Origin of the sequence: Pseudomonas sp. OF001, assembly GCF_904426495.1 — a bacterium.
Lineage (GTDB): Bacteria > Pseudomonadota > Gammaproteobacteria > Pseudomonadales > Pseudomonadaceae > Geopseudomonas.
In genome coordinates, this window is the sequence record NZ_CAJGBM010000016.1 from 41,593 (window position 1) to 59,149 (window position 17,557).

Annotated in this window: 15 protein-coding genes; 9 read left to right on the plus strand and 6 right to left on the minus strand. The window is 69.5% G+C overall.

The window, feature by feature from the left end:
* Positions 1-7: 7 nt before the first annotated feature.
* Positions 8-1,084 (plus strand): 4-hydroxyphenylpyruvate dioxygenase, encoded by a 1,077-nt coding sequence (hppD, locus tag RA210_RS11505; RefSeq protein WP_136488313.1) that lies wholly within the window; start codon positions 8-10, stop codon positions 1,082-1,084.
* 171 nt (positions 1,085-1,255) lie between these two features.
* Here hppD and RA210_RS11510 read toward each other — a convergent pair whose 3' ends face one another.
* Both RA210_RS11510 and RA210_RS11515 read right to left on the minus strand, forming a co-directional pair.
* Entirely contained in the window at positions 1,256-1,936 is a 681-nt protein-coding gene (locus RA210_RS11510) for a GNAT family N-acetyltransferase (protein WP_136488314.1), read from the minus strand.
* Positions 1,937-1,949: 13 nt separating this feature from the next.
* On the minus strand, positions 1,950-2,402 hold the full coding sequence (locus RA210_RS11515) for a GNAT family N-acetyltransferase (RefSeq protein ID WP_136488315.1): 453 nt from the start codon (positions 2,400-2,402) through the stop codon (positions 1,950-1,952).
* 227 nt (positions 2,403-2,629) lie between these two features.
* Here RA210_RS11515 and pdxR point away from each other — a divergent pair, with 227 nt between their 5' ends.
* Complete coding sequence (gene pdxR / locus RA210_RS11520) at positions 2,630-4,099, plus strand: MocR-like pyridoxine biosynthesis transcription factor PdxR (protein ID WP_201486541.1); 1,470 nt, start codon at positions 2,630-2,632, stop codon at positions 4,097-4,099.
* 21 nt (positions 4,100-4,120) lie between these two features.
* Here pdxR and RA210_RS11525 read toward each other — a convergent pair whose 3' ends face one another.
* Entirely contained in the window at positions 4,121-4,897 is a 777-nt protein-coding gene (locus RA210_RS11525; RefSeq protein WP_201486542.1) for an IclR family transcriptional regulator, read from the minus strand.
* Between the two features lie 168 nt (positions 4,898-5,065).
* Here RA210_RS11525 and RA210_RS11530 point away from each other — a divergent pair, with 168 nt between their 5' ends.
* The 3 genes from RA210_RS11530 to fahA all read left to right on the plus strand — a co-directional run bounded on the left by RA210_RS11530 (position 5,066) and on the right by fahA (position 8,405).
* A complete protein-coding gene (locus RA210_RS11530) occupies positions 5,066-5,617 on the plus strand; it encodes a VOC family protein (protein WP_201486543.1) in 552 nt (183 codons plus the stop codon).
* Positions 5,618-5,783: 166 nt separating this feature from the next.
* Positions 5,784-7,088 (plus strand): homogentisate 1,2-dioxygenase, encoded by a 1,305-nt coding sequence (gene hmgA, locus RA210_RS11535; RefSeq protein ID WP_442963398.1) that lies wholly within the window; start codon positions 5,784-5,786, stop codon positions 7,086-7,088.
* A 3-nt stretch (positions 7,089-7,091) separates the two neighbouring features.
* Positions 7,092-8,405, plus strand: coding sequence for a fumarylacetoacetase (fahA, locus tag RA210_RS11540; RefSeq protein WP_201486545.1), 1,314 nt, complete (start codon positions 7,092-7,094; stop codon positions 8,403-8,405).
* A gap of 258 nt (positions 8,406-8,663) precedes the next feature.
* On the opposite strand, the gene RA210_RS11545 is transcribed toward fahA, so the two are convergent.
* The gene (locus RA210_RS11545) at positions 8,664-9,398 is read right to left on the minus strand and encodes an OmpP1/FadL family transporter (RefSeq protein ID WP_168772454.1); all 735 of its coding nucleotides are present in this window, start codon (positions 9,396-9,398) and stop codon (positions 8,664-8,666) included.
* 219 nt (positions 9,399-9,617) lie between these two features.
* A complete protein-coding gene (gene ycaC / locus RA210_RS11550) occupies positions 9,618-10,244 on the minus strand; it encodes an isochorismate family cysteine hydrolase YcaC (RefSeq protein ID WP_136488322.1) in 627 nt (208 codons plus the stop codon).
* Positions 10,245-10,518: 274 nt separating this feature from the next.
* On the opposite strand from ycaC, the gene RA210_RS11555 reads away from it, so the two are divergent.
* Complete coding sequence (locus tag RA210_RS11555; protein ID WP_136488323.1) at positions 10,519-11,208, plus strand: OmpA family protein; 690 nt, start codon at positions 10,519-10,521, stop codon at positions 11,206-11,208.
* 330 nt (positions 11,209-11,538) lie between these two features.
* Positions 11,539-12,657 (plus strand): hypothetical protein, encoded by a 1,119-nt coding sequence (locus RA210_RS11560; protein WP_178084034.1) that lies wholly within the window; start codon positions 11,539-11,541, stop codon positions 12,655-12,657.
* 39 nt (positions 12,658-12,696) lie between these two features.
* Here the strand turns inward: RA210_RS11560 and RA210_RS11565 are convergent, their stop codons facing one another.
* Positions 12,697-13,152, minus strand: coding sequence for an Lrp/AsnC family transcriptional regulator (locus RA210_RS11565; RefSeq protein ID WP_201486546.1), 456 nt, complete (start codon positions 13,150-13,152; stop codon positions 12,697-12,699).
* A 135-nt stretch (positions 13,153-13,287) separates the two neighbouring features.
* On the opposite strand from RA210_RS11565, the gene RA210_RS11570 reads away from it, so the two are divergent.
* Both RA210_RS11570 and RA210_RS11575 read left to right on the plus strand, forming a co-directional pair.
* A complete protein-coding gene (locus RA210_RS11570; protein ID WP_201486547.1) occupies positions 13,288-16,893 on the plus strand; it encodes an indolepyruvate ferredoxin oxidoreductase family protein in 3,606 nt (1,201 codons plus the stop codon).
* A gap of 146 nt (positions 16,894-17,039) precedes the next feature.
* Positions 17,040-17,528: a hypothetical protein gene (locus RA210_RS11575; protein ID WP_201486548.1), complete on the plus strand. Its 489-nt coding sequence runs from the start codon at positions 17,040-17,042 to the stop codon at positions 17,526-17,528.
* Positions 17,529-17,557: the final 29 nt, after the last annotated feature.

Sequence of the window (17,557 nt, forward strand, 5' to 3'; positions counted from 1 at the left end):
TACCGAAATGACCGATCTGTTCGAAAACCCGATGGGCCTGATGGGCTTCGAGTTCATCGAATTCGCCGCGCCGACGCCGAACACCCTGGAACCCATCTTCGCCATGATGGGCTTCACCAAGGTCGCCACCCACCGCTCCAAGGACGTCGACCTGTACCGTCAGGGCGACATCAACCTGATCCTCAACAAGGAGCCGAAGAGCCTCGCCTCCTACTTCGCCGCCGAGCACGGTCCGTCGGCCTGCGGCATGGCCTTCCGGGTGAGGAACGCCCACCAGGCCTACGCCCGCGCCCTGGAGCTGGGCGCCCAGCCGATCGACATCCCCACCGGGCCGATGGAGCTGCGCCTGCCGGCGATCAAGGGCATCGGCGGCGCGCCGATCTACCTGATCGACCGCTTCGGCGAGGGCAGCTCGATCTACGACATCGACTTCGAGTTCATCGAGGGCGTCGACCGCCACCCGCAGGGCGCCGGCCTCAAGCTGATCGACCACCTGACCCACAACGTCTACCGCGGGCGCATGGCCTACTGGGCGGACTTCTACGAGAAGCTGTTCAACTTCCGCGAGATCCGCTACTTCGACATCAAGGGCGAGTACACCGGCCTCACCTCCAAGGCGATGACCGCGCCGGACGGCCTGATCCGCATCCCGCTCAACGAGGAATCCTCCAAGGGCAGCGGGCAGATCGAGGAGTTCCTCATGCAGTTCAACGGCGAGGGCATCCAGCACGTGGCCTTCCTCACCGACGACCTGCTGAAGACCTGGGACGCCCTCAAGGAACTGGGCATGCGCTTCATGACCGCGCCGCCGGCCACCTACTACGAGATGCTGGAAAGCCGCCTGCCCGGCCACGGCGAGCCGGTGGACGAGCTGCAGTCGCGCGGCATCCTGCTCGACGGCGCCTCGGAGAACGGTGAGCAGCGCCTGCTGCTGCAGATCTTCTCGGAAACCCTGATGGGCCCGGTGTTCTTCGAGTTCATCCAGCGCAAGGGTGACAGCGGCTTCGGTGAAGGCAACTTCAAGGCGCTGTTCGAGTCCATCGAGCGTGACCAGATCCGCCGCGGCGTGCTGGCCACCGAGTAAGCGACACCTTCCCCTCTCCCGCTCGCGGGAGAGGGCTGCGGGGGAAAGGGCACTCACGGCGCCCCCACGTTTCTCCCACGGCAATCCGGACGGCCTGGCAGCTTGGTTCCGGGTTGCCGTTTTTCTTTCCGGCGCACCTGCCGGCACGCCGATCCGCGCCGGATAGCCCGCTCACTCCCTGCGCAGCTCCTCCAGCCGCCGCCGTTGCCGCCCCTCGGCATCGAAGTTTTCCGCCGCCAGCCAGCGCTCCAGAGCCGCCCGCCGGGCCGGCCACTGGTGGTCGAGCAAGGCATGCCAGGCGGTGTCACGGCTGCGCCCCTTGACCACCATGTGCTGGCGAAACAGGCCCTCCGCGACGAAGCCCAGGCGCTCGGCAGCGCGCAGCGAACGCACGTTCTGCGCATCGCACTTCCACTCCAGGCGCCGGTAGCCCAGCGCGAAGACCAGCCGCATCAGCAGATAGACCGCCTCGCTGGCGCCCGGCGTGCGCTGCAGGGCGGGGCCGAACAGCACGTGGCCGATCTCGATGCAGCCGTGGGCCGGGGTGATGCGCATCAGGGCGAGTTGGCCGACCACGCGGCCGTCGGCGTGCTCGCGCACGGCGAAGAAAAGCGGATCACGGCCGGCGGCCCGCTCCGCCAGCCAGGCGTCGAAGGCGTCACGTGCGGCGAACGGACCGTAGGCCATGTACTGCCACTGCTGCGGATCCGCGTGCGGTCCGTGCAGTGCCGTCCACAGCTCGCCGGCGTGGCGCGCCGCGTCGAGCGGTTCGAGGCTGACGAAGCGTCCGGCCAGCGGGGCGTGCTGCGGCACGGGACAGGGCTGCCAGTGGCTGAGGTCGGTGTCGGTCACGGCCACGTCTCCTTCACAGCAGCTGGCGGTACTGGATGAAGCCGGAACGCTCGGCCAGGCGGTCGTAGAGCTGGCGGCCCGGGTAGTTGGTTTCCTGGGTCAGCCAGTGCACGCGGCTGGCGCCAGCGGCCACGGCCTGGGCGCGCACGTGCTCGATCAGCGCGCGGCCGATGCCGCCGCCGCGCTGGCCCTCGGCCACGTACAGGTCCTGCAGGTAGCAGTAGTCGCCCGGCGTCCAGCACGAGCGATGGAAGATCCAGTGCACCAGGCCCACGGCCACGCCGTCGCGCCAGGCGAGGGCGGCATGCATGGGCTCGGCCGGGTCGAGGAAGCGCTGCCAGGTGACGGCGCTGGTCGCGGCGGGGAGTTCGGTGTCGTAGAAGCGCTGGTAGGCCTGCCAGAGTGGCAGCCAGGCGGCGTGATCGGCGGCGTCGAGCGGGCGGATGACGAGCGGTGTGCTGGACATGCGGGTTCCTTTGCGTGGTGGGTCAGTCGGTGGCCATGGATGCGGTCAGTCCGCGCCAGTGGCCAAACGGCTGGCGGCGATCAGCCGGTGCAGCTCGGCGAGATCGGTCTGCCTGAAGGCGGTGGGCAGGTACATGGCGGTGGCTCTTGCGGGGTGATGCAGCCATCCTGAACGGAATATTGGTCTGCTGTAAGATCCATTTACTGTCACTTTCATGGAGCCAATCCATGTCGCTCCCGCCGCTGCCGGTCGATCTTTCCGGCATCCAGCTCGATCCGCGCCAGGGCCTCGCCCGCCAGTTGTACCAGACCCTGCGCGAGCGCATCCTCGACGGCCGCCTGCCCGCTGGCGCGCGTCTGCCGGCCAGCCGCGAGCTGGCCGCCCTGCTCGGCCTGTCGCGCAATACCGTGACCCGTGCCTTCGACCAGCTGTACGCCGAAGGCTATGTCGAGGGGCGGGTCGGCGCCGGCACCTACGTCGCCGAACTGGCCGGTGTGGTGCGGCCGGTCAGCATGCCCGCCGGCGACCCGGCCGCGACCCCGGCGCTGCAGCATCTGGCCGCGCATCACCTGCCCGCACCGCTACCAGGCGCGCCGCGCGCCTTCCGCGTGGGCGTGCCGGCCTTCGACCTGTTCCCCTTCGAGACCTGGGCCCGGCTGTCGGCGCGCTTCTGGCGCAAGCCGTCGCCGGCGCGCCTGGGCTACGGCGACCCGGCTGGCGAGGCATCGCTGCGCGAGCTGATCGCCGCCTATCTGCGCAGCAGCCGCGGCCTGCACTGCGACCCGGCGCAGATCGTGATCACCTGCGGCGCCCAGCAGGGCATCAGCCTGTGCGCGCAGCTGCTGGTCCACCCCGGCGAGCGGGTGGCGGTCGAGGACCCCGGCTATCGGGCCGCCGGCGAGGCCTTCGCCCTGGCCGGGGCGCAGCTGCAGGGCATCGCCGTGGATGGCGAGGGACTGGACACGCAGGCCCTGGAGCGGCTGGGGGATTGCCGGCTGGTCTACGTCACGCCGGCGCACCAGTACCCCACCGGCGTGACCCTGTCGCTGGCGCGGCGCCTGCAGCTGCTGGAGTGGGCAGAGCGGAACGACCGCTGGATCGTCGAGGACGACTACGACGGCGAATACCGCTACAGCGGCGCCCCTCTGGCGCCGCTGGCCGCCCTCGACCGTAGCGGTCGGGTGATCTACGTCGGTACCTTCGGCAAGATCGCCTTCCCCGCCCTGCGTCTCGGCTATCTGGTGCTGCCGCCGGCGCTGGCGCAGCCGTTTGCGCGCCGCCGCGCCCTGGACATGCGCCATTCCGAAATCGGCACCCAGGCGGTGATGGCCGAGTTCATCGCCGCCGGACACTTCCAGCGGCATATCCGTCGCATGCGTGCGGCGGCGCGGCACCGCCGCGATGCCCTGCTGGCCGGCTGGCCCGAGAACGTACCCGGCTGCGCGCCGCTGCCGGCGGTCGAGGCCGGCCTGCACCTGTGCGTGCGGCTCGACAGTCTGGCCCGCGAGCGTGCGCTGCTCGCCGCCGCGCAGCGGGTCGGGGTCGAGCTGAACGGCCTGAGCCGCTACTGGCTGCCCGGCGGCGACACGCCGGCGGATGCCCGGGCCGGCCTGGTCCTGGGCTTCGCCGCCGTCCCCGAGACCGACATCACCCATGCCCTGCTGGCCCTGCGCCAGGCCTGGGGTGCGGGGCCATAGACGAGAGAAAGACCAGGCCCCCTACCCGCACATCCGCGCACTGATCTCCCGGGCCACCGCCAGCAGCCGCTCGGCCTGCGCACCCTCGGGATCGGCGGCGAAGCCCGGCGCGGTGCCGACCACGGTGATCACCCCGGCCAGCTTGCCGCCCGCCGCGAACAGCGGCGCCGACAGCGCGTTCACCCCCGACATCAGCAGCCCGTGCACGTGGTGCAGGCCGCGGGCGCGGATCTGCGCGCGCAGCGCCTCCAGCTCGCTGGTACTCGGCGCGCCCGGCTCGGCCAGCGCCTGGGCCTGCAGCGCGGCGCTCTCCACCGCCGGCAGGAAGGCGTCGAACACCAGGCCGGTCGATGAGCCCAGCAGCGGCAGCACCGAGCCCACCTGGGTGACCACGGTCACCGCGCGCACCGCCTGCTCGACGTGCACCACGGTCGGCCCCTTGTTGCCCCACACGGCGAGGAAGCAGGTCTCGTTGAGCGCATCGCGCAGCTCGACCAGGCGCGACAGCGCCACCTTGGTCACGTCCAGCCGGCCGATGGCGGCCAGGCCGACGAACAGCGCCTCGCGGCCCAGCCCGTAGTGGCCGCTGGTCTCGTCCTGCTCGGCGAAGCCGCTGGCGATCAGCGCCTGCAGGTAGCGGTGCACCTTGCTCGCCGGCATGCCGACGTGCTCGGCCAGGCGCGACAGCGAGGTGGCCGGGGCCAGCTCGGCCAGGCCCTTGAGGATGTCGGTGCCGACCTCGGCGGATTGCACCTTCTGCCGCCGCGGCGCCGCGGCGCGCTCGGTATCGCTGGTCATGGTCCTTCCTGTGCTTGGGCGATGGATGGCGAATTCTACGCTTGACGCTCCCCGACACGCGAGTTACGTTTTGCGTAAGTTGATTACACATAACAAAATGCGCGCACGCCATCGGCTCCCCTTCCGAACCGGCAAGCCCGCAGCAACCATCGAGCAAGGGAGACCGTCATGAATCCGATCGTGCAGAAAGTCCATCACGTGGCCTACCGCTGCAAGGACGCGCTGGAAACCGCCCGCTGGTACGAGCAGCACCTGGGCATGAAGCTGATCCTGTCGATCGCCGAGGACGCTGTGCCGTCGACCGGCGAGGCCGATCCCTACATGCACATCTTCCTCGACGCTGGCATGGGCAACGTGCTGGCGTTCTTCGAGCTACCCACCCAGCCGGAGATGGGCCGCGACCCCAACACCCCGGTGTGGACCCAGCACCTGGCCCTGCAGGTCGAGTCCATGGAGGTGCTGCTGGCCGCCAAGGCGCGCCTGGAGGCGGCCGGGATCAAGGTCATCGGCCCGACCGACCACGCGCTGTTCCAGTCGATCTACTTCTTCGACCCCAACGGCCACCGCCTGGAGCTGGCTGCCAACACCGGCTCGCCGAAGATGCTCGCAGCGCTGGATGAGGTGAAGTGGGCCATGCTCGAGGAGTGGGCGCAGACCAAGCGCGCGCCCAAGCACGCCGCCTGGATGCACGACGGCAGCTACAAGGAGATGTTCCAGTAAGGCTTTCGCAAACCCTGTAGGGGCGAATTCATTCGCCAGCATGGTCCCGCCAAGGCGAATGAATTCGCCCCTACAGCGATTGCCCTGCGCTTGACGCCCCAACGGCTCCATGATTACGCTAATCAAAATAAACTTACGCAAATAACAAAAAGCACCCCCGATGCCTATGCACGCACAACATACCCGCGAAGATCTCGCCTACCTGGCGGGCTTCGGCAACGAGTTCGCCAGCGAGGCGCTGCCCGGCGCCCTGCCGGTCGGCCAGAACTCGCCGCAGAAGGTGCCCTACGGCCTGTATGCCGAGCAGCTGTCCGGCACCGCCTTCACCGTGCCGCGCAGCGAGGCGCGGCGTACCTGGATGTACCGCATCCGCCCGTCCGCCGCCCACGGCCGCTTCGAGCGCCTGGAGCGGCAGATCGCCGGCAACCGCCTCGGCCCGGTCAACCCCAACCGCCTGCGCTGGAGCCCGCTGGAGATCCCGCAGGTGCCGACCGACTTCGTCGACGGCCTGGTCGCCCTGGCCGCCAACGCCCCCGCCGAATCCACCAGCGGCATCAGCGTCTACCTGTACGCCGCCAACGCCTCGATGCAGCGGGTGTTCTTCGACGCCGACGGCGAGCTGCTGATCGTCCCGCAGGTCGGGCGCCTGCGCATCGCCAGCGAGCTGGGCCGCTTGGACGTCGAGCCGCTGGAGATCGCGGTGATCCCGCGTGGCCTGAAGTTCCGCGTCGAGCTGCTGGATGAGTCGGCGCGCGGCTACGTCTGCGAGAACCACGGCTGCGCCCTGCGCCTGCCCGACCTCGGCCCCATCGGCAGCAACGGCCTGGCCAACCCGCGCGACTTCCTCGCCCCGGTCGCCCACTACGAGGACAGCGACGCGCCGACCAGCCTGGTGCAGAAGTTCTGCGGCGAGCTGTGGGCCACCGAGCTGGACCACTCGCCGCTGGACGTGGTCGCCTGGCACGGCAACCTGGTGCCCTGCAAGTACGACCTGCGCCGCTTCAACACCATCGGCACGGTCAGCTACGACCACCCGGACCCGTCGATCTTCACCGTGCTGACCGCGCCGAGCGACACGCCCGGCAAGGCCAACGTCGACTTCGTGATCTTCCCGCCGCGCTGGATGGTCGCCGAAAGCACCTTCCGCCCGCCGTGGTTCCACCGCAACCTGATGAACGAGTTCATGGGCCTGATCCAGGGCGTCTACGACGCCAAGGCCGAGGGCTTCGTCCCCGGCGGCGCCTCGCTGCACAACTGCATGAGCGCCCACGGCCCGGACAACGCCACCACCGCCCAGGCCATCGCCGCCGAACTCAAGCCGCACAGGATCGACAACACCATGGCCTTCATGTTCGAGAGCGGCCAGGTACTGCGCCCGACCCAATACGCCCTGGAATGCCCGCAGCTGCAGAAGGACTACGATTCCTGCTGGGCCGGCATGGCCAAGACCTTCACCCCGGAGGGGAACTGATTGATGAGCAACGCAGCCAACCGCAACAGCTGGATCGCCTCGGCCAACGGCCACGCCGACTTCCCCCTGCAGAACCTGCCGCTGGGCATCTTCAGCCCGCAGGGCCAGGCGCCGCGCGGCGGCGTGGCCATCGGCGAGCGCATCCTCGACCTCAAGGTCGCCTGCGAGGCCGGCCTGTTCGAGGGCGAGGCGAAAGCCGCCGCCGAGGCCGCCAGCGGCGACTGCCTGAACGCCTTCTTCGCCCTGGGCGCCCCGGCCCGCCGCGCCCTGCGCGCCGCGCTGAGCGAACTGCTCGCCGAAGGCTCGCCGGCACAGGCGCAGATGGAGGCCCTCGGCGACGCCCTGCTGCCGGCCATGGCCGCCTGCCAGCTGCAGCTGCCGGCCAAGGTCGGCGACTACACCGACTTCTACGTCGGCATCCACCACGCCAACAACGTCGGCCGCCTGTTCCGCCCGGACAACCCGCTGCTGCCCAACTACAAGCACGTGCCGATCGGCTACCACGGCCGCGCCTCCACCGTGTGCGTCTCCGGCACTCCGGTTCGCCGCCCGCTCGGCCAGACCCTGCCGCCGGGCCAGGAAGCGCCGAGCTTCGGCCCGAGCAAGCGCCTGGACTACGAGCTGGAGCTGGGCATCTGGATCGGCCAGGGCAACGCGATGGGCGAGGCCATCGCCATCGGCGAGGCCGGCGAGCACGTCGCCGGCTTCTGCCTGCTCAACGACTGGTCGGCGCGCGACGTGCAGGCCTGGGAATACCAGCCGCTCGGCCCGTTCCTGGCCAAGAACTTCGCCTCCACGGTGTCGGCCTGGGTGGTGATGCCCGAGGCGCTGGAGCCGTTCCGCACCGCCCAGCCGCCGCGTCCGGCCGGCGATCCGCAGCCGCTGCCCTACCTGCTGGACGCCCAGGACCAGGCCCGCGGCGCCTTCGACATCGAGCTGGAAGTGCTGCTGCTCACCGCCGCCATGCGCGAGCGGGGCCTGCCCCCGCAGCGCCTGGCGCTGAGCAACACCCGCCACATGTACTGGACCGTGGCGCAGATGGTCGCCCATCACAGCGTCGGCGGCTGCAAGCTGCAGCCCGGCGACCTGTTCGGCTCCGGCACCCTGTCCGGCCCGGAGCCCAGCCAGTTCGGCAGCCTGCTGGAGAGCACCTTCGGCGGCAAGCAGCCGCTCACGCTCGCCAGCGGCGAGACCCGCACCTTCCTCGAGGACGGCGACGAGGTGATCCTGCGTGCCCGCTGCCGCCGCGAGGGCCAGCCCTCGATCGGCTTCGGCGAATGCCGCGGCGTGCTGCTGCCGGCGCGCAGCGGCGCCTGACCCACCGCGGCTGGCCATCCGGAGGAGAATCCTGCGCGTTTTTCCTCTGCGCGCCCTGCCGGGCATCCGCCCGCGTCCAGCCGCTCCATCTCCAAGGCGGAGGGATTTCAGTCCTGCCCTTCGCCCTTCGCGTGGCCCTCGCGGCCACGCTTTTTTATTCGCCCCCCCTGCCCCCGGCAATGAGCCGCCCCGCCAGCGGAGCCCGACACCAGGCCAGCCGGTGGCGCGCATCCCGCTGTCGCCACCGTGCAGGAAGCTTCAGTAACGCCAGGTCACGGACCAGGTCAGGGTATGGAAGTAGGCATTGGCAAACTCGTCGGAGATGCCGAAACGCCCGGTTCTTTCCGCGCCGCCCTGGATCCCCGGCATGTCGCCCACCCGGGTGAAGGCATAGTTGAAGTTGAGTTCGGTGTTCCGGTCGTAGGCATAGCTGAGCCCCGACGCCAGGCGCCAGGTGGGCGCCATGGAGGCGGAGAAGGCCCGGCTGCCGTCGGTCAGCGCAGAGGTCTCGTAGCCCACCCCTGCCTGCAGAAGCAGTTTCGGGCTGGGCCGGTACTGGGTGCCGATGGCCAGGTGCCAGGTGTCGCGGTAGTTGCGCCTGGCCGCAACGGCGCTCGCAGTGGCGGCATCCCACTCGACACCGGTTCGGCTGTACGCCGACCAGTCCTGCCAGCCGGCGCTGATCTGCACGACCCACTGCTCGCCCAGGGCCTGGTGCAGGCTGAGGGTCGCCGCCTGCGGCAGGTTCATGTCGGGCATCGGGGCGCTGCTCAGGCCGCGCGCATCCAGCAGGCTCGCTCGAGCCAGCGGCGGGTTGTCGGCACCCTGCTCGCCCGCCACCGGGAAGCTGTAGAACAGGCCGATGCGGGTGTCCTCGCGCAGCTGGTAGACCAGGCCGAGGTCGTCAGCGGCGGACGAGGGGGAGGACACGATGCTCCCGGCATTGGCCACGCCGGGGGTGGTCAGGCAGAGCAGGCTGCCTAACAGGGCCATGGGGTATCGCGGAGTGTACATGGTGGCTTACCTGCGCAGCGTCTCTGCTCGCAAGCCCTGCGCTTGCGCTGCGAAGCGGCAGGGCAACTACAGGGTGGTAAAGCACCTTATCTACTCTAGGCGAAGACCTGCGCAGGCACCGATTCCGCGCGCCCCGGCCGACAAAATACCGCCGGTCGACCCGGCCGCACGCCCCTCCCCGGAGCGAAGCGGCCAGAACTACTTGCCTGCGGTGAAGGCCGCATGGCTGTTGATCAGGTTGCGGTAGTCCGGAATGTGGCTGGAGAACAGCGCCGCCAGTCCCTCGACGTCGTTGCGCCAGTCGCGATGCAGCTCGCAGGCCACGCCGAACCAGGTCATCAGCTGCGCCCCGGCTGCCGCCATGCGCTGCCAGGCCGCCTGTCGGGTCACCTCGTTGAAGGTACCGGAGGCATCGGCGACCACGAACACCTCGAAGCCCTCGGCGAGGGCCGACAGTGCCGGGAAGGCCACGCACACCTCGGTCACCACCCCGGCGAGGATCAGTTGCCGGCGGCCGGTCGCCTTGACCGCCCTGACGAAGTCCTCGTTGTCCCAGGCATTGATCTGGCCCGGCCGGGCGATGTAGGGCGCGTCGGGGAACTGCGCCTTCAGCTCCGGCACCAGCGGGCCGTTGGGGCCGCTCTCGAAGCTGGTGGTGAGGATGGTCGGCAGCTTGAAGTAGGCGGCCAGATCGGCCAGCGCCAGCACGTTGTTCTTGAAACGGTCCGGGTCGTGGTCGCGGACCAGCGACAGCAGGCCGGTCTGGTGATCCACCAGCAGGACGGCGGCCTGCCTGCTGTCGAGACGCGAGTAGGGAGTGCTCATGCTGATCTCCTGACGAGGGCGGGATTGCAGGAGTTCGCTCGGCCGGTGGCACCGGAGTGGGCGAACAAACACTCACGTTAGGTCAGGATCCGCGCGGCATGGCCACTGGACACGGCCATTCGTCAGAAGGTCCGCCGCGGCCTGCGCCATCCGCGGCGCCGGGCGGCTCGTCATTTTGACAACCCCACATCCGGTGCAAGACTTGCTGCATTGCTCAGCCCGTTACGGCCGGCAAGACAAGTAGTACCTCCCGTTCCATCGAGGAGAACTGGCAATGCATATCGCAAGAACAGCTGTACCCCTGGTACTGGCCAGCAGCCTGCTCACAGGCTGTGCCGGGCTGGTCCAGAGCGACTGGCCGCCCTGTGCGGCCGTCGGCGGTGTCACCGGCGCGGCCCTGGGCGCCATCGAAAGCGCGGAATGGGCGGCCGGCGGCCTGGGCATCGGCGCCCTCACCGGCGCGGCCTACTGCTGGGTACGCGGCGACGCCGACGGCGATGGCGTGGTGAACAAGGAAGACAAGTGCCCCGACACGCCGAAGGGCACTCCGGTGGACGCCACCGGCTGCCCGCAACCGGTCGCCGCCGCTCCCGCACCGGAGCCGATGCCCGCCGCCCCGGTACGCGTGGAGCTGGACGTCAAGTTCGACTTCAACAAGTCCGAGGTCAAGGAAGGCAGCAAGGTCGACATCAAGGCAGTGGCCGACTTCATGCGCGAGTATCCGCAGACCACCACCACCGTCGAAGGCCATACCGACTCGGTCGGCCCCGACGCCTACAACCAGCGGCTGTCCGAGCGGCGCGCCAACGCCGTGCGCGACGTGCTGGTCAACGAGTACGGCGTGGCGGCCGACCGCGTCGACGCTGTCGGCTACGGCGAAAGCCGCCCGGTGGCCGACAACGCCACTCCGGAAGGACGGGCTATCAACCGCCGAGTGGAGGCGGAGGTAGAGGCCCGGCAATAGACCCTCGCCGATCTCCCGGGGGGTGGCCGCAACGCCCCCCGGCTACCGCCTTGCCGCCGGCCACGGCCGCCTTCGCCGCCCGCCCCGACCGTTCGCCGGAGAATGCTCCGCCGCAGTGCTGCGTCACCTAGACTTGAGGAACGGTCGCGGACGCGCAGGACGTTCCGCTGGCGAGGCTGGCAAATCTGCGAAGGCTCCGCATGCAGTTTGCGAGGAGGGAAAGCGCAGCCCCTTGTGGTCTGCGGAGCAGGCAGTTCGTGCATGAACAGCCCTGCGAACCCGGTTGCGAGAACTCCGCTGACGAGCGGGCAGGCGCCGGCGAGTCGGTTCATGGCCCCGGCGACCCCGCTGCTGTGCGCCCTGATCGTCGTCCTGCTGACGGCGCTGAGCGGCTGCGCCACTCGCGAGCCGCCACCCCCTCCCCCGCCTGCGGTGGTAGTTCCGCAAAGCACCTGGATGCAGATCGACGGCGACATCGCGGCCGCGTCGCTGGACGCCCGGGCGCAGTCCTCGGATTACGCCCGCGACGTCATGCAGCGCTGGCGGGAGCGCATCTACCAGCGCACCGACGAAGCGTTCATTCCCTGGTTTTCCGGCTACTGGACCCGCCAATGGCTGTCCATGAAGGTGACCTGGTACAAGCTGAACGCCGGGGGAGAAAGGGACCCGACGGTCGAGCGTCTGGCTGCCTATCTGCAGGAGCAATACCACGACCGCGTGCTGGCCCCCGTCGCCCGGGAGATCAACCCCGACTGGATCACGGGACAGACGGTGCAACTCTACATCCGCCTGCTCCGCGAACACCTGCAGGGCATGCCGCCACGCTACGGCGTTCCCCTGGACCAGTTCGACGGCCACCTCCAGGAGATTCCCGCCATCGCGCTGGCACCGCCCCCCGCCCACAACGCGTCGCTCTACCAGCTTGCCCGCGCCGAACCCATCGACGGCCAGCCGGCCTATGCGGCCCTGGTCGCTCGCCTGCACAGCACGCCCGGACGCTCCGGCGACTGGACGACCGATGCCGGCATATCCTCCGTGGCGCGGCAAACCAGTGAAACGCTGGTGACCGAACTCACCACCCGGAGTGTCGCAGGCGCCATCTCGGCAGCGGTCGGACGGGTGGCAGGCATGCTGATTTCCTTGGGCACGACGGGCTTCACCGCCATGCTGCGCGAAAAACAGCGTCCGGAAATGGAGAACCAGCTGCGCCAGAACCTGCACGCCACCTTCGACGAGGAATGGCTCGATCTGCTGCACAACCCCGAGACCGGTGTGCTGGCCGGGGTCAACCACATCTCCGGACAGATCGAGAGCAGCCTCGCCGAGCGCGCCATGCAGCCGCTGCGGGATGAGGAGCCGCCAGCGCTGGCCGCGCCCGAGCGGGAGGCGCAACCTCCGCAGCCGCAAGCCGAAGAGGGGAACGAGGACGCCTCGTATCGGCTGTGGTAGCACGCGCCGCGTACCGATCCGGCCGCAGCGGCCTGCCCCTCACAACGGCAGGCTCACCTCGTTCTTCACCTCGCGCAGCACCACGCTGGTGTGCACGCTGGCCACCCCGGGCAGGCGGAAGATGCGCTGCTGCAGTACCTCGTCGTAGGCCTTGATGTCGCTGGTGACCACCTTGATCAGGTAGTCGGCCTTGCCGGTGGTGGCGTAGCAGGCGACGATCTCCGGGGTGGCGGCCACCGCCGCCTCGAACTCGGCAGTGACGTCGCCGGCGTGGCGGCTCAGCGCCACCTCGGCGAACACGCAGTTCTGCAGGCCGACCTTCTCGCGATCCACCAGCACCGTGTAGCGGCGGATCACCCCCTCCTCCTCCAGTTCCTTGATGCGCCGCCAGCAGGGCGTGGTCGACAGGCCGACCCGCTCGGCGAGCTGCTGCATGGTCTGCCGGGCGTCGCGCTGCAACTCGCGGAGCAGCTGGCGAGCGAACTTGTCGAGCATAGGATTCTCCTTTTACCGATATGGCGATTCATTTTTTCTCGAATCTACCGCCATGCAGGGAAAAAGAGAAACAAAAAACCGCCTGCGCTGGGGAACACTATTCCCCACAGAACAACCCCTCGCAGGACAACAACAATGACCCATGCGACCGAGCGCGCCAGCACCGTGCAGCTGCGCAGCGACTACCGCCTGAGCGACAGCCTCGAAGCCACCAGCGGGCAGATCTTCCTCACCGGCACCCAAGCGCTGGTCCGTCTGCCGCTGATGCAGCGCGCCCTCGACCGCGCGCGCGGCCTCAACAGCGCCGGCTTCATCAGCGGCTACCGCGGCTCGCCGCTGGGCATGGTCGACCAGGCGCTGTGGAAGGCCAAGCGCCTGCTGGCCGACAACCAGATCGAATTCCTCCCCGCGATCAACGAAGAGCTCGGCGGCACCGCGGTGCTCGGCACCCAGCAGGTCGAGTCCGACCCCGCGCGCACCGTCGACGGCGTGTTCGCCTACTGGTACGGCAAGGGCCCGGGCGTCGACCGCGCCGGCGATGCCCTCAAGCACGGCCACGCCTACGGCTCCTCGCCCAACGGCGGCGTGCTGATCGTCGCCGGCGACGACCACGGCTGCGTATCCTCGTCCATGCCGCACCAGAGCGACCTGGCCTTCCAGGCCTGGAGCGTGCCGACCGTGTCCCCGGCGACCATCGCCGAATACCTCGAGTTCGGCCTGTACGGCTGGGCGCTGTCGCGCTTCTCCGGCGCCTGGGTCGGCTTCACCGCGCTGTCCGAGGTGGTGGAAAGCGGCTCGACCGTCGACCTGGACCGCATCCAGACCCGCTTCGACGCTCCGGTGGACTACACCCCTCCCACCGGCGGCCTGCACTACCGCTGGCCGGACCTGCCCTCGCTGCAGCTGGAAGCCCGCCAGGCCGACAAGCTCGACGCGGTGCGCGCCTTCGCCAAGAGCAACAGCATCGACAAGACCATCGTCGCCTGCGAGCAGGCGCGCTTCGGCATCGTCACCTGCGGCAAGGCGCACCTCGACTTCCTCGAGTGCCTGCGCCGCCTCGACATCTCCCTAGACGACCTCGCCCGCGCCGGCATCCGCGTCTACAAGATCGGCCTGTCCTTCCCCATCGAGCCGAACCGCGCGCTGGACTTCGTCAAGGGTCTGGAAGAGGTGCTGGTGATCGAGGAGAAGGCGCCGGTGATCGAGCGCCAGCTGCGCGAGCTGCTGTACAACCAGCCGAGCGAGCTGCGCCCGCGCCTGCTCGGCAAGCAGGATGCCGCCGGCAAGCCGCTGCTCTCCGCGCTCGGCGAACTGCGCCCGTCGCGCATCATGCCGGTGCTGGCCGACTGGCTGGCCCGCCAGACCGCCGGCCTCGACCGCCGCCACCTGGTCCGCGACTTCACCGCGCCGTCGCAGCTCAGCAACCTGGCCGACGCCGTGCGCCGCTCGCCCTACTTCTGCTCCGGCTGCCCGCACAACAGCTCGACCAAGGTGCCGGAAGGCTCGCGCGCGCTGGCCGGCATCGGCTGCCACTTCATGGCCAACTGGATGGACCGCGAAACCAGCGGCCTGATCCAGATGGGCGGCGAAGGCGTCGACTGGGCGGCGCACTCGCGCTTCACCCAGGTGCCGCACGTGTTCCAGAACCTCGGCGACGGCACCTACTACCACTCCGGCTACCTGGCGATCCGCCAGTCGATCGCCGCCAAGGCCAACATCACCTACAAGATCCTGTTCAACGACGCGGTGGCCATGACCGGCGGCCAGCCGGTGGACGGCACCATCACCGTCGACGCCATCGCCCAGCAGGTCACTGCCGAGGGCGCGCGCAAGGTGGTGGTACTCAGCGACGACATCGCCAAGTACGCCGCGGTGCGCGACCGCTTCCCGGCCAGCACCGCCTTCCACCCGCGCGAGGACCTGGACAAGGTGCAGCGCGAGCTGCGCGAGACCTCCGGCGTCACCGTGCTGATCTACGAGCAAACCTGCGCCGCCGAGAAGCGCCGCCGCCGCAAGAAGGGCGAATTCCCCGACCCGGACCGCCGCCTGTTCATCAACCAGGCGGTCTGCGAAGGCTGCGGCGACTGCGGCGTGGCCTCCAACTGCCTGTCGCTGGTGCCGCTGGAAACCGAGCTGGGCCGCAAGCGCCAGCTCGACCAGTCGTCGTGCAACAAGGACTACTCCTGCGTCAACGGCTTCTGCCCGAGCTTCGTCTCGGTCAAGGGCGGCCGCGTGCGCAAGGGCGTCGGCGCCCTGCAGGCCGAGGCCGGCCAGCGCGCCCTGGCCGAACTGCTGAACAACCTGCCGCGTCCGGCCGCCCACGTCTGGAACGCGCCCTATGACCTGCTGGTCACCGGCGTCGGCGGCACCGGCGTGGTCACCGTCGGCGCGCTGATCAGCATGGCCGCCCACCTGGAATTCAAGTCGGCCAGCGTGCTCGACTTCATGGGCTTCGCCCAGAAGGGCGGCGCGGTGCTGTCCTTCGTGCGCCTCGCCGACGTGCCGGAGCGCCTCAACCAGGTGCGCATCGACACCCAGCAGGCCGACGCCCTGCTCGCCTGCGACCTGGTGGTGGCCGCTTCCAGCGACGCCCTGCAGAGCGTCAAGCACGGCCGCACCAAGGTGATCGCCAACCGCCACGTGCTGCCCACCGCCGAGTTCGTGCAGAACCCGGACGCCAACCTGCAGACCGAAGGGCTACTGGAGAAGATCCGCCACGCCGTCGGCGAAGCCGGCCTGGAGCTGTGCGACGCACAGAGCCTGGCCCAGCGCGCCCTGGGCGACAGCATCGGCGCCAACATCCTGCTGATGGGCTACGCCTGGCAGGCCGGGCTGATCCCGCTGAGCCTGGAGTCGCTGCAGCGCGCCATCGAGCTGAACGGCGTCGCCGTGCCGATGAACCTGGCCGCCTTCGGCCTCGGCCGTCTCGCCCGCGCCAACCCGCAGGGCCTGCGCCAGCTGCTCAGCCGCAGCGCCGAGGTGGAGGAGTTCCGCCTGATCGAGGACTTCGACGAGCTGGTCGCCCACCGCGAGCTGCTGCTCACCGACTACCAGAACGCCGCCTACGCCCGCCGCTTCCGCCAACTGGTCGACGAGGTGGCGAGCGCCGAACGCGCCCTGCTCGGCAAGGACGCCAAGCTGCGCCTGAGCCCGGTGGTGGCGCGCGGCTACGCCAAGCTGATGGCCTACAAGGACGAGTACGAGGTGGCCCGCCTGTACAGCGACCCGGCGTTCCGCCAGCAGCTGGAGGCGCAGTTCGAGGGCGACTTCCGCCTGGAGTTCCACATGGCCCCGCCGCTGCTGTCGCGCCCGGGCGCGGACGGCCGCGCCCGCAAGATCACTATCGGCCCCTGGCTTGCCAAGGTCTTCCCGCTGCTGGCCAAGGCCAAGGGCCTGCGCGGCAGCGCGCTGGACCTGTTCGGCAAGACCGAGGAGCGGCGCATGGAGCGCCGGCTGATCGAGGAGTACGCCGCGCGCATCCGCGAACTGCTGCCGCAACTGAAGGCCGACAACCTCGACGCCGCCGTGCGCATCGCCGCGCTGGCCGAGGAGATCCGCGGCTACGGCCACGTCAAGCTGGCCAGCGTCGAGCGCGTCAGGACCCGCGAGGCGCAGCTGCTGCACGCCTTCGCCCCGCAGCGCTACGCCAAGCCGCAGGCTCCCAAAGCGGCGGCGGTCGAGGCGGTGCCGGTGCAGGTGGTGCACATCCAGCCGGCGAGGGCCGAACAGAATCCCGCTTGAGGCAAAGTGGTCCGGGCACATTCTTTGTCGGCGGTGCCCGGTTTGCCGCCCGTACCGCAAGGTACGGGCGGTTTTTTTGCTTCCCGGGAAAGCTTCCCGCTGTCTGTCCATACTTGGCCTGGCGCCAACGGACATGAGGCACGCCGATGACACCGCTGACCACGCTCCCCCGCCTGACGTTGCTCGCCCTGCTGCTTGGCGCAGCCTCGTGCAACGTCCAGCAGCCCGTGCAGGTCATCGACCCGTCCTCGGCGTGCGAGCGGCTGAGAACCTCCTATCCAAGCGCACACGGGCTGGTGCTGTTTGCCGCCGATGCACCGCGCGCACGCTCGATCCCCTGGTGCTTTCCCGGCACACGCGGCTTCGGGGTGATCGGCTACAACATCAACATTCCCGTTCAGCGTGCCGGCATGCTCGACATCGCCCTGTCCGAGATCAGGCCGCCCATGCGCTTCGCCGCGGTGAGCATCGATGGCAGCTGCGCGGGCGACAACACCGGCAAGCGCTTCGTGCGGCTGGGCTTCGGCACGCAATGGTCCCTGCCCGTCGAGCCCGGAGACTACTGCATCACCATGATCACCGAGGAAAAGACCGTGCAGGACGTCTGGTTCACGCTGACGGTGACACGTCCGTAGCCGCCAGCACCTGCCCTGCGGACATGCGG